The following is a 14,919-nucleotide window of genomic DNA, read 5'->3' as shown; positions in this document are numbered from 1 at the left end:
TTTAAAACCCCAGCTGTCCAATAAAACTGAAAAAACGCGGGAATTTCATTTCTGAAATTCCCGCGTTTTTCTTATTTTAAGTCTTCAACCGAATCAATATCGACGTAATCCGGTACGACCAGACCATTCTTTGTTCCTTTTAAGTTTGGTCCAAGGTCAACCATTTCAGCTTTATACTTATTATAGTATTCAAGATGTGTTCCCGGGAGCCATGCGGCCACCATGGCGTCCGCACTTCCGTTTGCAACGCCGGCAAACATTGGTCCAACTTCAACCTGACTTAATGTTACATCATAACCATTCTGCTCCAGAACCTTGCCAATCACATTTGTGCTGGCAATTTCAGTGTCCCATGCAACATAAACCAGTTTGATTTTTTCACCATTTCCTGATTCAGCACCTTTGGTCCATTTGGATACTTTGTCCTGATTTTCGCTTATCCATTTTTCTGCTGCTTCTGAAGGAGACATCCCTTCAGCAACTTGGACCATTACATTTTCCATATCTTTAGTATCCCAGAAGAATTGATCAAGGATTTTATAAGCGCCAGGGGCATCCTGTTCAAGGCCTTTTCTGGCAATCGAATTAATATTTTCAGCCCCGCCAAAGGATTCATTCGGATCTTCGAGATATTTCAAGTCATATTTCGAGAACATCCAATGCGGTGACCATCCTGTAACGACGATTGGTTCTTTTTTATCAATCGCTTTTTTCAATTCAGCAACCATTGCCGCCGAAGACCCTTCAACCAACTTCCAATCATCCAGCTTATAATCATCTATAGCCGTTTTAGTCAACTTCATCAATCCTGCTCCAGGTTCAATTCCGATGATTTCATAATCGGTTTTGGCAGCAAAACTATTTTTATCCCCGTTCACAGCCGTATCTTTTGTAAAAGCACTGAATAGTGCAGTACCTACAACGAGTAACGCCAATATTGTAAAAATGATTTTTCTGCTAATGATATGCTCGTAAGCTGGCTTACGTAGGTTTTGCGTGATACGATCGAGAATGATTGCAATGATTACGATGGATAAACCTGCTTCAAATCCTTGCCCAACATTTATTTGGCTGACAGCCCGGTAGACATCCGCCCCAAGTCCGGGTGCTCCAACCAATGAAGCTGTAACTACCATGGATAGCGCCAGCATGATGCTTTGGTTAACTCCTGCCATAATCGTTGGAGTAGCCAATGGTATTTGTACCTTGAATAACTTTTGGCTGCTGGTTGAACCAAAAGCATCCGATGCTTCGATCAGATCATTAGGCACTTCTTGAATCCCAAGATTGGTCATACGGATTGTCGGTGCGATTGCGAAAATGAATGACGCAATGATTCCCGGTACTACCCCTATTCCAAAGAATAAGATCGAAGGAATCAAATAAACGAATGCAGGCATTGTTTGCATGAAGTCCAAGATCGGGGTAACGATCTTACGCACCGTGTTATTTTGGGCACACCATATTCCGATCGGTATCCCGATCACTATCGTTAAGACTCCTGACAATATAACGATTGCCAGTGTTTGGATGCTTGATTCCCAATAACCAAGATTATCAATCAATAGTAAGCTAATGAATGTAAATATCCCTAAGGGCCATCTGCTTGTATAGGTAACCAGAAGGGTTAGGACTATAATTAACAAGATGGAAGGTCCAGCACTCATTACATCGACCAGGATATCCAGTAGTCCCTCGATCACATTCGTAATAAGTGTAAATAATCCAGCAAATACAATAGTTATCCAATCCACTAAAGAATCAACCCAAGCTCCTAGTGGGATTTTCGGCATATTCATTGAATTATTCACTCTCCATTTCATTCAAGGAATCTTTATTTCCGGCCAAAGCGCCGATAACGGCACCGCGAAGCAGAATTCCTTTAATTCTATTCTGATCATCGATGACTGAGATTGGCAAACTTGAAGTCGCCATCACATCCATGAGGTTTCCAAGTAATTCATCCTCTTTTACAGTGGGGATATCGGTTGACATCACTTCAGATATCGATTGGTTATTGCTCATTGCCTGACGAGCCTGTTCAGCGGTCACGGCCCCCAATAACTTCTGCTTTCTATCCACAACAAAAATGCTGGAATACCCTTGTTTGCGCATGATTTCCAAGGCAACCCTTGGACCTCTGTCCACCGCGATCTTCTCTGGGCGTATCATCACATGAGATGCTGTCAAAACTTTTGATAGATCAACATCTTCCACAAACTTCTCGACGAATTCATTGGCTGGATTCATCATGATTTGTTCAGGAGTTCCCAATTGAATGACACTTCCATCTTTCATAAGGGCAATTCTATCCCCGATTCTTAATGCTTCATCAAGATCATGGGTAATGAAAATGATCGTTTTTTTGTACTGATCTTGGATTTGAATCAGTTCATCCTGCATATCCTTACGAATCAATGGATCAAGGGCACTGAAGGCTTCATCCATCAATAGGATATCCGTATCACTTGCGAGTGCCCGGGCTAACCCAACCCTTTGCTGCATACCACCACTAAGCTGTGATGGCAGCTGATTTTCGTAGCCTTTCAATCCAACAGCCTCAAGAGCCTTCATCGCATTTTCATGACGTTTTGCTGGATCCACTTTTTGAATTTCGAGCCCAAATTCAGCGTTTTCCAATATCGTTTTATGCGGAAATAAAGCAAAGTTCTGAAAGACCATGCTTATTTTCTTTTGTCTGACTTCCCTTAACCGGGCAGCGTTCATCTTCACGATATCTTCATCATCAATTAAGATTTCACCCAAAGTGGGATCGATCAAACGATTGAACATGCGGATCAAAGTGGATTTCCCGCTTCCTGATAGGCCCATGATGACAAAAATCTCGCCGGGATAAATCTCGAAATTAACATTATTCACTCCGACCGTTTGTCCCGTTTCTTTCAAGATTTCTTTTTTCGTCTTGCCTTGCTTCAATAAGTCTGTTGCTGCTTTTGGAGATTTGCCAAAAATTTTCGAGACATTTCTGACTTCTACATACGGCTTCATCAAGTCACCTCATTCTAATAGTTGCCCATATGATATTCAGTTTTGCTGAATTCCCCCGTTTTATGCGAGTGATGATTATTAATCCACAAGTATCTTGAAATAACCGACATTAACAAAGCTATTCTACCCCATTACTTTTTCTTCAAAAAAGCGGAAGTGACACTTATTCAGTGGCACAGGGCATAACGTGCATAGAAAAATACTCTATATTTATTATTCCCAAGAAGCATTTCTTTACTTGGATTATTTTTGTGTGATAAGTTGAGCATTTCAAGTAGGAAAAAAGAGGTGCAATCACAACTGAGGAAACTAGCAGGCACAACATATACCAACTGTAATATAAACGATTTCCACTTAGAGTTTTGTCCAGATGGTGGACTTACGACTACCCTCTAAAGTACTTCATTTCCTTAACCAGGTGGAATGATACTTGCAGTGCAGTATAACACCAAAACGCATAGAAATATGATTATGGGATTCCCAATGTGTCTAATTTGAGCTTTGCAGGGAAAAGAGGTGCAATACAACTGAGGAAACTAACAGGCACAGCATATACCAACTGAAATATAATGGTTTTTTATTTTAGAGTTTTGTTCAGTCTCAACATACGGACTGAACCTCAATCCCTAAAGTACTTCATTACCTTAACAAAGAATGAATATAAGTTCAAATGATGTGGGACGGAATTCTTGCCTAAAAAGCCCATTTACGCCATCAATTCTTAAGGTTCCTGAAGACTCTAAAAACCTTGATATACCAACACTTTGGCTTCCTATAATCATAAACGCCCATCATCAGCCACAAATTTTTTTCAGTTTTTTTATAATCCAAAATGATCCAAAAAACGGAAAAAGCGATTTTCTGTCATAAATAACGGGTAAATTTAAGCGGTTCCGGATCTGGCAAGATTGGAATTTTACACTTTTTTTATAGGTTATGTTTTATGCAGACATACATGGAAATGTGTCACATATACAGAAAAAAAACCTTGAAACAACTAACTCATTTCAAGGTTAATGCATATTATCGATACATACTAATTGGCATTCCTATGTTCATCAAAATCAATTTGGCATTCCTCTAGCGGAGTTACTTTTGTTTTCTTAATGAACTTATATCCAAGCCACATTACCAGAAAGAATGGGATGCCAAGATAGGCTGCGAACACACTAGCCCAGTTAATGTCATCGCCAATAAAGGCCTGATAGTTTTGCGCCAATAAAACGAAAAAACAAAGAGCAAAGGAAAATATCGGTCCGAAAGGAAACCATTTTGACTTATAGGGAAGATCGTCCAGTGAATACCCTTGAGCAATATAGGCTTTTCTAAACCGGTAATGGCTTGCCGCTATTCCCAACCAAAATATAAATCCAGTGACTCCGACTGCATTCATCAGCCAAATATAAATGACCCCATCACCGAAAATGGAAGCAAAAAATGCCAACATCCCTACAAGTGAGGTCACAACCAGTCCCCAAATGGGAACGCCGCGCTTGTTGAGCTTTCCAAAAATACGCGGTGCCAATCCTTCGTGTGCCATTGAGTACAACATTCGGCTTGTCACGTAAAGGCTCGAATTACCAGCGGATAATACGGCCGTTAAAATGATAGCATTCATCACGGAAGCAGCAAATGCCAGTCCCACTTTTTCAAACACCATCGTAAATGGGCTGACCATGATCGTGTGTCCCTGCAGACTGCCATTCGTATAAGGAACGATCAATCCAATAACAAGTATCGCCAGGATGTAAAAAAGGAAAATCCTCCAAAAGATACTGCGAACTGCACGAGGTACATTTTTTGCCGGGTCTTCACTTTCACCGGCTGCCACACCTACTATTTCCGTACCTTGAAAAGAAAAACCAGCAGCAATGAAAATACCCAATGTTGCCAAAAAACCACCGGCAAAAGGAGCTTCACCAACTGTGAAATTTTTAAAACCAATCGCCTCTCCGTTCATAATCCCGAATATCATCAAAATACCGACGACGATAAAAATGATGATGGTCGCCACTTTAATGAGTGAAAACCAATATTCCCCTTCTCCATACCCTTTAACAGATACGTAATTCAATAAGAATATCAAAACTAAAAACAAAGAACTCCATAAAAATGACGGACTGTTAGGAAACCAAAACTTCATTACCATTGTTGCGGCGGATAGTTCCGCGGCAAGAGTCATCGCCCACGTGAACCAATAGTTCCAACCAAGTGCAAACCCTAGAGCTGGATCGATGAAACGCGTAGCATAGGTACTGAAAGCCCCGCTGACTGGCATGAATGATGCAAGTTCTCCGAGACTTGTCATAATAAAATAAACCATTATACCAATTACGGTGTAAGCGACCAAAGCCCCGCCAGGTCCTGCAGAGTGAATGGCTGGCCCGCTTCCGAGGAAAAGCCCTGTTCCAATTGCACCGCCCAACGAAATCATGGTAAGGTGGCGCGCCTTTAGCTTTCTTTGTAAAGTATTTGACGGCTGGTTCTGTTCATTTTTAACAGGCAGTTGCAATTGCCGATTTTCCAAATTGGATTCCCCTCCAAAAATTCATATTTAATCTAGCACGAATAAGTAAAGTCGATCATTCCATCAATAGTTATTTCCTGCACTTATTACTATTTCAAGGTCATTTTCTCTATGCTGAGACCTTTTTTGGATTTCAGGGATCTATGTAGCATTTACGCAACTATGTTAGGCTTAAAAACCCAAGTGAAAGGGCTATAAGCCTAACGTTTATTGAAAAAGAATCACCGGGATTTATGTCGTAGGTAAACTCCTGTGAATAAATGAATTCCAATCAATTTGATGTAACCAGCTTGCCGTTGCTTCAATATCTTTTGAGAATATACGATCTTGGGTGATGCTTGGAATGAGTTTTCTTGCTTCCGTATAAAACTCTTTTGTAAATGGAGCCATTTTTTCTGTTCCACGGTATTCCACCGCCTGTAAGGCACAAATGAGCTCAATTGCCAAAACGCGGCGAACGTTTTGAATGATTTGATGGGCGTGGCGGGACCCGATCGTTCCCATGCTTACATGATCTTCCTGGTTAGCTGAAGATGGAATGGAATCAACACTTGCAGGATGTGCGAGTGTTTTATTCTCAGAGACGAGTGAGGCTGCACAATATTGCATGATCATCGCTCCCGACTGCAAGCCAGGTGACGGACTTAAGAATGGCGGTAAATCATTCAGCTGTGGATTGACGAGTCGCTCAATCCGGCGTTCTGAAATGTTCGCAAGCTCGGCAACAGCGATTTTCATGAAATCCATTGCAAAAGCAATCGGCTGGCCATGGAAGTTCCCCCCTGAAATAACCTTTTCCCCATCATCAAAGATTAGCGGATTATCCGTCGCTGCATTCATTTCGATTTCCAATTTTTCTTTAACATAATCAAGAGTTTGCCATGATGCACCATGTACTTGCGGGATGCAGCGGAGCGAATAAGCATCCTGTACCCGCAGTTCTCCTTGCTTGGTGATTAGCTGGCTGCCATTGATCATTCGACGGATCCGTTCCGCGACCTCTGTTTGCTGGCGGTAACCGCGTGCTAGATGAACATCCGCATCAAAGGCATCTTCAATGCCGCGTAACCCTTCCAACGTCAGGGAAGCAATCGCTTCAGTTTGATGGGCCAGCTGTTCAGCTTCAATGTAATTTACGAGGCCCATCCCCGTCATGGCCTGTGTACCGTTAATTAATGCAAGACCTTCTTTTGCTTTAAGTGTCACTGGAAGAATGCCTTCCTTCGATAAAGCTACGATGGCCTCCATTCGCTCTCCTTTATAAAACACTTCCCCTTCTCCCATCAATACTAGCGCCAAATGGGAAAGCGGCGCCAAGTCCCCACTTGCCCCAAGAGAACCTTGCTGAGGAATGACCGGATGGATATGGGCGTTCAAAAGATCGATCAAACGTTCAATGACAACAGGACGGACGCCGGAAAACCCTTTTAATAGAGCATTGGCACGGAGAAGGACCATAGCTCTTGAAACCACCTCAGGAAACGGTTCCCCCACTCCGCATGCATGGGAATGAATCAAATTCCACTGTAGCTGCTCTGCATCCTCTGCATCAATCAAAACATCGCTGAACTTTCCAAAACCTGTTGTAATGCCATAAACGACCTTCTTTTGTTTCACGATATTTTCAACCGCTTCCCGGCTTTTTTCCACTTTCTTAACACTCTCGGCTGAAGCCGTGACAAATGCTTCCCCATACAATACTTTTTTCGCTTCTTCAATCGTTAAAGTTTGGCCCGTTAACATAATCATTTCCTGCACCCCTATTCTTTTTTAAACAAACAAAAGGAGGCCATATTGACAGACTTATCCAGTCTTCCAATACAGCCCCCTATTTCACTAAATAACTATAGGCTTTTAATTATTTAAATGTGGTTAATTCCCAATCCAACCGCTTCATGTTCAAATCCCCGAACCGGTGCTCCAATCGTTCCATACACGGCGACAGCAATCCATTCACCTTCGTCCCCGTTTTTAAACGGCCTGCCCCGAACGATTGCAAACCGAAGGCCTGCCGTCCTCAAAAGACCGCCAAGCTCGACTTGGCCGCGTGTCACTCCTTGGAGTGCTTCGATGATTGCATGATACAGCGCATGCATTTCACGATAAATGTCGGGATTGACCAATCCCAGCCTTTTCGCTGATGTCTCAATGGCCGCAACTATTTTCTGCAGCTCCATTGAACCGACTTTACCTTTTCCATAAAGCCAATTCATCCGCTTTAGATCAGTTGTTAATATGACTTCTTCCTCTTCTTCCGCAAACGCGTACATGATTGCATGGCGCCCGATTCTTCTGTCGAATTCCTTTGTCATGCAGGTACCTCTTTTACAATTTTCTAAATACACTAATAACTAAGTATCATTGTAAGCGGATACAAGCCATTCGGTCAACATATTTTTTAAAATACTTCTTTTAGAGGATGACTTATCACCCCCACTGCCAGCCTATCCATCGTACATGGTCATGAATATCCTTTGAAAATCATCAAAGATTCTCCAAAAGGCATATTTCCCTGATTGCAAAAAAAGCCCATCCTCCGTCAAGCTGGAAAATGTGCTTTTTCTAAACTTTTCTTTACCTCTCCTGAACTTCTTCACATATATTAAATGTTTTTCACGAGTAAGTAGATAAAATACGGCGCTCCTAAAATCGAAACGATAATCCCCACTGGCAATTCCATTGGGGCCATGATCACTCTACCTAATGTATCGGCGGATAACAGCAATAATGAACCTAAGATTGCAGTCAGTGGTAATAGTTTTGCATGTCTCGCCCCCACTAATCTCCTGGCTATATGCGGTGCAATCAGGCCTAAAAACGTAATACCTCCGCCCACCGAAACGCACACCCCTGCCAATGCCACTGAAATCAGTAATAAAAGCCTGCGTTCCTTTTCTACCTGTACACCTACTCCAATGGCAATCGAGTCACCTAAGCGTAAGACATCCAATACTTTCGATTTATAAATCGCTAAAGGTATCAATACGATCAACCAAGGTAATAATGCCCATACAAAAGTCCAATTCGTACCCCAGATCGTCCCGGATAACCAGATTAACGCCTTCATGGAATTGTTCGGTTCCATTTTCATCTGGAATATGACCAGACCTGCACCGAATGCCGCATTTATTCCTATGCCCACCAATAATAGTCTCGCAGGTGTCACTTGCCCTTTTTTCCAAGATAGTGCATAAATTAAAAAAGCGGCAAGGAAAGCACCCAGTAAAGCAGTGAAAGGCATGATGAATACCGATGACCACCCTTTGAAAAATGCAGTGCCTTGGAAGAAGAACATATATAGTACAACTGTGAATCCTGCTCCAGCGTTGATGCCGAGGATCCCAGGGTCAGCTAGAGGATTTTGAGAAATTCCTTGCAGAATGGCCCCTGAAACGGCTATTCCCATTCCAACGAGAATAGCTATTTTCCCAAACGGAAAACTTTTTTGATGAAATCAATGAAAAATGAGGATATATCATATTTACTGTTATCAAGCATTTCTTAAAATATTATAAACCTTATAAAGGGTTATTCATTATTGATTTTTCATGTGCTGTATTCATTGCCATTCTTGAATTGGTCTTTCCCTTGGCGGTAAACCGGATAATAGATGATTTATTGCCATCCAACAACTGGAAATACATAATAATGGCATGTATAGGCCTTCTTGCCATCTACTTATTAAGTACTTTATTAAACTTCATCGTTTCTTATTACGGACACAAACTTGGTATAAATATTGAAACGGACCTTAGGGAAAATCTGTTCTTCAAGCTTCATAAGCAATCCTTTAAATTTTTTGATAATAATAAAACGGGGCATCTAGTATCCAGGATGACGAATGATTTGATGGATATAGGGGAAATCGCACACCATGGTCCCGAAGATTTATTCATAGCGTTCATGACGATTTTTGGCGCATTCTTTGTCATGTTTCAAATTAATTGGCAATTAGCCATTATCGTATTTACTGTTGTTCCATTTTTAATCATCTTATCCGTTTATTTTAGCCTTAAAATGACAAGGGCATTTAAAACGATGTTCGGTGATATCGCCAATTATAATGCCCGTATCGAAAATAACATCAGTGGCATCCGAGTTGTCCAATCCTTTACTAAGGAAGCTCATGAAATTAACCTATTCAATCGCAGCAACTCGGAATTTCGCCTAACAAAGCTACTTGCCTATAAAATTATGGCGTGGAGTACGTCCATTAACTTCATTCTCATGAAATTAGTCGCCTTAACCGTTTTAGGCTGCGGGGCTTGGTTTGTCATCCATGGCGAAATGACCTATGGGGAATTCGTGGCATTCATCATGTTATCCAATATCTTCATCGCTCCAATCAAACAAATCAGCTCGATTTTAGAAACTTTGCCTAAGGGGTATGCAGGGTTTAAAAGATACCTGGAATTGGTTGATACGTTTCCAGATATTCATGATGTCGAGGATGCAATCGAAGTTGATTCCGTAAAAGGTGATGTGGTTTTTGAGAACGTTTCATTTGGCTATGAATCGGACAGAACGATACTAAATGATATCTCCTTTTCCGTATCCGCAGGTAACACGATAGCGTTGGTAGGCGCTTCAGGTGGTGGTAAAACAACATTATGCAGCTTGCTGCCCCGCTTCTACGATATCCAGTCTGGCAGCATTAAAATTGATGGCATCGATATCAGGAACTACAAATTGACCTCCTTAAGAAAACATATCGGTATCGTACAACAAGATGTATTTTTATTTGATGGTACCACCCGGGATAACATCATGTACGGTAATACAGAGGCAAGGGAAGCCCAATTGAACCAAGCCATCGAAGACGCTCAATTAAATGACTTGATCGAACAGCTGCCCGAAGGCTTGGATACTTTGATTGGAGAACGCGGAGTGAAATTATCAGGAGGGCAAAAACAGCGTGTCTCGATTGCTCGTATATTCCTGAAGAATCCTCCTATATTAATACTGGATGAAGCGACCTCCGCTCTGGACACCGAGACCGAACAGGCCGTTCAAAAAGCATTGGAACGACTTTCGATTAATCGGACTACACTTGTCATTGCACATAGATTAGCGACAATTAAACATGCCGATCGCATCATCGTTGTCCAAAATGGGGAAATCATCGAACAAGGTGCCCATGATAATTTACTCCATCAAGACGGAGCATATAAGAATCTGATTCTTGCCCAAACAGTATAATTCACTTTGTATAAAAGAAATCCTACAACGGTCAAGGCACCCTGCCAAAACCGATAACAAGAAAAACGGCCTCCCAAAATAAACGATGGGAGGCCTTCAGCTTTATAGAGATATAAATAAATCACTAACGGAATTCATAAGGTTATCGCCCTATCAGTAATTAACCATTCTCCCTCAGCAGAACTTTACAAACTTTTTTGAGTTAGCACTTCGGCTTCATCCGCTGTTAATCAATTATTCTTTTCCTCTTATTCATTCGTTTCCAATGCTTCATATATCGCAGTTACAACGCTTCCATAGCTCCCTGTTTTGAAGAGATCGCCAAAAAACTGATTCGAATTGGCTACAGGGTTAACTAGCGGGGAATGCTTTTTATTTGTAAGTAAAACAATCCCTAAGTCTATTTCAGGATCAATGATCGTGACCGTCCCAGTCCATCCAGTATGTCCGTATGCACTGTCGCTCGCATAAGGACTGAACATCCACTCCATGCTGGCATCGCCATTTCGTCTCCATCCGAGTCCATAGGTAGGGTTCATCTCGGAGGGTGCGACGAATTCATCGATTGTGTCTTTATCAAACAACATATGTTTACCGTATCCCCCGCCATTCAGCATTACCTGCAGAAGGACAGCGAGATCGCTGGTAGTCGAGAAAAGACCTGCATGACCTGATACGCCTCCCATCGAATAAAAGGCTTTTTCATCATGAACTTCCCCTTGAAGCGTGTATTTGCGAATATTAGGGAAATCTATCACGCCATCCCGAGTGTTCCCAAGCAGTTCAGTTGCCGCAATATCCTTTGGCTTAAAGCCCTTTTGCAGAGGATTGAACTTTGTATCTTTCAAATTAAGCGGCTTGTATAATTTATTTTCAACATAGGCGTCAAGCTGCTGACCCGTGATTTTTTCAACAATGGCACCGAGCAGCATATAGTCGACATCACTGTATACATTCTGTGTTCCAGGTACATATGTCAGCGGTGTTTTGGATATGAACTCAATGGTCTTATCCCGTTCCTGTGAATAAAGGTCTTTCGAAACCTTTGGATTATGGTATTGCGGATCTGGTTTAAACCCTGCTGTATGATGAAGAACATCGATTATCCTCAGGTTATCCTTCCCTTTGATCACATCCGGCTCCGTGTCTTTGAATTCAGGAATATATCGCTGAACTCTTGCATGGATATCAAGCTTGCCTTCACTGACTAATTTTTGAATGGCAAAATTAGTTGCATACATCTTTGTATTTGAAGCAAGGTCAAATAAAGTGTCTTTTTCCATTTTACGAAACTTCTTAAGAGGTATATGTTCATTAAATTTCTGTTTGTACCCGTAGCTTTCACTTTTAACGATCTTTCCGTCCTTTATGACAATCAGGGCAGCACCAGGAAAACCGGCAGCCACTTCCATTTCAATAAGCTGATCCACCTTTTCCAGTTTTTCAGATGAAAAGCCCACTTCTTCCGGTTTTTTAGCCTTCGTTAACACGGGGTACTGGCTAGCCTCCTTACTCACAGTAACTTCCTGATTTGCATTTGCTTTAGCGTAAGATACAGGAGAAACAAGTAATGAGAGAGTCAGAATTGAACTTAGTGTGCTGCTTGTCCATATATTCATCATATTCCCCCTATGAAATCGTACTTTAGAAAACAAGAAACGAACAACTTTACCTTTTGACCAATAGTCGAAACAAAAGGATACTCTCATTCATTCGGACGAAATTCTTTCCTTCCGCTCTTATCTACACCAGGCTTCACAATCCTATTAAGCGAGAACCGTGTATCCGTTCCGGGGAGAAAAGTAGTAGCGATTGGGATAACTTTTGAAGAGCTAATTTATCAATTCTTTTTTCACCAAGTCAACCGTTGATAAAAGAAAATATTTTTCCAAAAATGGATAATGATTACTAATTATTCTCAATTTTCAGTATATATCACTTCAAACATAATTTCAATTTGATATCTATATTTTCAAAATTATATTTCAATCATTAGCATAAACCCTCTTAATTTTAATGTATGAGGAAAAGTCAATTATTGAAAAATAAAATCATTCGATTCTCACTTTAATATATGGGGATTCCGCCTTCATTCATCGTTAATTAAGTTCCAGATGATATTGATTTTCCCTCGTTCTCTCCTCAACTAAATCAAAGTATTTCTGTTCCTTTTGCTTCTCTTAGTATTATTCACTTACGTATTTTCACTATCGAAGACTTTTATGACCGCTCTTTTCCCCATGAACATTAGCTTGGGATCATATGCACTGATTATGTAAGAGATTGTTGGATGACATTTATTGTGCTGTATAGCTAATACACATATATAGTGATGGACAATTAACTTCATTGCATAAGAAACGTAGAAGATAATAATACTATTTGAGAAATAAAGGAATTTTGCAGAAGATTTCACAGATTTTAGCTGCTGATATTAGGCAAGTATAGGGTGATGAAAATGTGGAAAACGATTGTTTCCTACCTTCCAGAATGGCAGGTTTTTATACAAGCTTTTATAGTGTTTTTTATTCCGTTTTTGATTGCCAAATTATTTTATAGGCTTCGTAACTCAAAGGATGAGTGATGAAAATGAAAGAGTGGATATCAAAGATTAGTAAAAAAGGGAAAGTTACCGATAAAGACAATCAAGAAGCAAATACCTCCCAAGATTCAACTGGTCAGTTTACTGATAATTTTAATTTAAATCTAGAAATGGTTAGGCAAGAAATTGGCCATAATTGGGATGTGCATTTTCGAGAATTTAATATAGGGCGAACCGATATTCGGTCAATTATCATTTTTGTGGATGGACTATCGGATAAAGACCTCATTGATAAACATATTATGCCATCATTGATGGTTGATTTTTCAGCAGAATATAAACAGAACCTTCCTTACACCAAAGGAAGCATTTCAAAAGAATTCATAAAAAATGAAGTGTTATCTATTAGTGGAATAGAAGAGGTTGGTTCCATTAAAGATTTAGCTTCAAAAGTATTAACAGGTTCTACCGCTCTTTTAATTGAGGGATCAGTGGATGCCCTAATCCTCGGAACGACAAAACTTAAAACAAGGACGATTGAAGAGCCGGTATCAGAGGCATTAGTCAGAGGTCCACGGGTCGGTTTCACTGAATCATTGAGTGATAATACATCCTTTTTAAGGGGTAGTGGTGAAATTGAGAATTTATCGTTAGTAAAATTCCAAGTAGGAAAGCGTTCAAAAAAGGACTTAGTTGTCGCTTACATAAAAGATATTGTTGATCCCGAATTAGTTCAAGAGGTAGAAAACCGAATTAAGAAAATTGATATTGATAGTGTGCCGGAATCAGGTTATGTAGAGCAACTTATTGAGGATAATTACCTTAGTCCTTTTCCGCAGGTACAGAATACAGAGCGTCCTGATCGAGTGATCGCTGCTTTGATGGAAGGTCGAGTGGCCATCTTATTGGATGGGACGCCATTCGCTTTGATCGTTCCGGTTACCTTAAGCATGATGTTGCAGTCACCGGAAGATTATTATGAAAGATGGATTCCTGGCACATTCATCCGTATGCTTCGTTACCTCGCAGCTATTCTGGCTCTTTTTACACCGTCTTTGTATATAGCTTTTATCTCATTTCATTCAGGGATGATTCCGACCAAACTGGCCATATCCATTATCGGAACCAGGTCCGGGGTTCCGTTTCCGGCACTAATCGAAGCATTATTCATGGAAATAGCCATCGAAATTTTGAGGGAAGCAGGACTGCGCTTACCTAAGCCAATCGGTCCGGCAATGGGAATTGTCGGCGGTTTAATCATTGGGGAAGCTGCTGTACAGGCAGGGATCGTTAGCCCTGTTTTGGTCATTGTAGTAGCGTTAACCGCTATTTCATCATTTTCCATTCCGCACTATAGTATTGGGATTACATTACGGATTCTTCGTTTTCCCGCAATGCTATGTGCTGCTACATTTGGATTATACGGGGTCATTCTCTTTTTTCTTTTAATGACCAGCCATTTAGTTAAATTAAAAAGCTTTGGTGTACCTTATATGAGTCCAGCCGTTCCTTATCGCTTAAGTGAATGGAAAGACCTGATGGTTCGCATGCCACTTATGATGATGAAACGCCGTCCAAAGATGATGCATACAAAAAACCCCATACGTAAAGGATAACTCATCGGTGAAAGGGTGGTTAAAGA

At 40.8% G+C, this 14,919-nt stretch carries 8 protein-coding genes and 1 pseudogene; 2 read left to right on the top strand and 7 right to left on the bottom strand.

Going from position 1 to position 14,919, the window contains the following annotated elements:
* Positions 1-71: 71 nt before the first annotated feature.
* The 6 genes and pseudogenes from ABIE66_RS01770 to ABIE66_RS01745 form a co-directional block, all read right to left on the bottom strand.
* The gene (locus ABIE66_RS01770) at positions 72-1,799 is read right to left on the bottom strand and encodes a glycine betaine ABC transporter substrate-binding protein (protein WP_370013675.1); all 1,728 of its coding nucleotides are present in this window, start codon (positions 1,797-1,799) and stop codon (positions 72-74) included.
* A 4-nt stretch (positions 1,800-1,803) separates the two neighbouring features.
* Positions 1,804-3,009, bottom strand: a complete 1,206-nt coding sequence (locus ABIE66_RS01765) for a quaternary amine ABC transporter ATP-binding protein (RefSeq protein ID WP_192207592.1) — start codon at positions 3,007-3,009, stop codon at positions 1,804-1,806.
* Between the two features lie 1,036 nt (positions 3,010-4,045).
* Entirely contained in the window at positions 4,046-5,443 is a 1,398-nt protein-coding gene (locus ABIE66_RS01760) for an amino acid permease (protein WP_289327213.1), read from the bottom strand.
* 324 nt (positions 5,444-5,767) lie between these two features.
* Positions 5,768-7,285 carry a histidine ammonia-lyase gene (hutH, locus tag ABIE66_RS01755; protein ID WP_289323460.1) on the bottom strand — a complete coding sequence of 506 codons (1,518 nt, stop codon included), beginning with the start codon at positions 7,283-7,285 and terminating at the stop codon, positions 5,768-5,770.
* 113 nt (positions 7,286-7,398) lie between these two features.
* Positions 7,399-7,848 (bottom strand): histidine utilization transcription antiterminator HutP, encoded by a 450-nt coding sequence (hutP, locus tag ABIE66_RS01750; protein WP_289318801.1) that lies wholly within the window; start codon positions 7,846-7,848, stop codon positions 7,399-7,401.
* Positions 7,849-8,138: 290 nt separating this feature from the next.
* Positions 8,139-8,960: pseudogene (locus ABIE66_RS01745) on the bottom strand (FecCD family ABC transporter permease); the annotation flags it as partial.
* Between the two features lie 53 nt (positions 8,961-9,013).
* Here ABIE66_RS01745 and ABIE66_RS01740 point away from each other — a divergent pair.
* Positions 9,014-10,735: an ABC transporter ATP-binding protein gene (locus tag ABIE66_RS01740; protein WP_370016963.1), complete on the top strand. Its 1,722-nt coding sequence runs from the start codon at positions 9,014-9,016 to the stop codon at positions 10,733-10,735.
* 248 nt (positions 10,736-10,983) lie between these two features.
* Here the strand turns inward: ABIE66_RS01740 and pbp4b are convergent, their stop codons facing one another.
* The gene (gene pbp4b / locus ABIE66_RS01735) at positions 10,984-12,354 is read right to left on the bottom strand and encodes a penicillin binding protein PBP4B (protein WP_370013674.1); all 1,371 of its coding nucleotides are present in this window, start codon (positions 12,352-12,354) and stop codon (positions 10,984-10,986) included.
* Between the two features lie 970 nt (positions 12,355-13,324).
* On the opposite strand from pbp4b, the gene ABIE66_RS01730 reads away from it, so the two are divergent.
* On the top strand, positions 13,325-14,893 hold the full coding sequence (locus ABIE66_RS01730) for a spore germination protein (RefSeq protein ID WP_370013673.1): 1,569 nt from the start codon (positions 13,325-13,327) through the stop codon (positions 14,891-14,893).
* The last annotated feature ends 26 nt before the right edge of the window (positions 14,894-14,919 follow it).

It is taken from the genome of Peribacillus sp. B2I2, from assembly GCF_041261685.1.
In the GTDB taxonomy this organism is placed as follows: Bacteria; Bacillota; Bacilli; order Bacillales; family DSM-1321; genus Peribacillus.
This window is presented reverse-complemented; position numbering and strand designations above follow the sequence as displayed.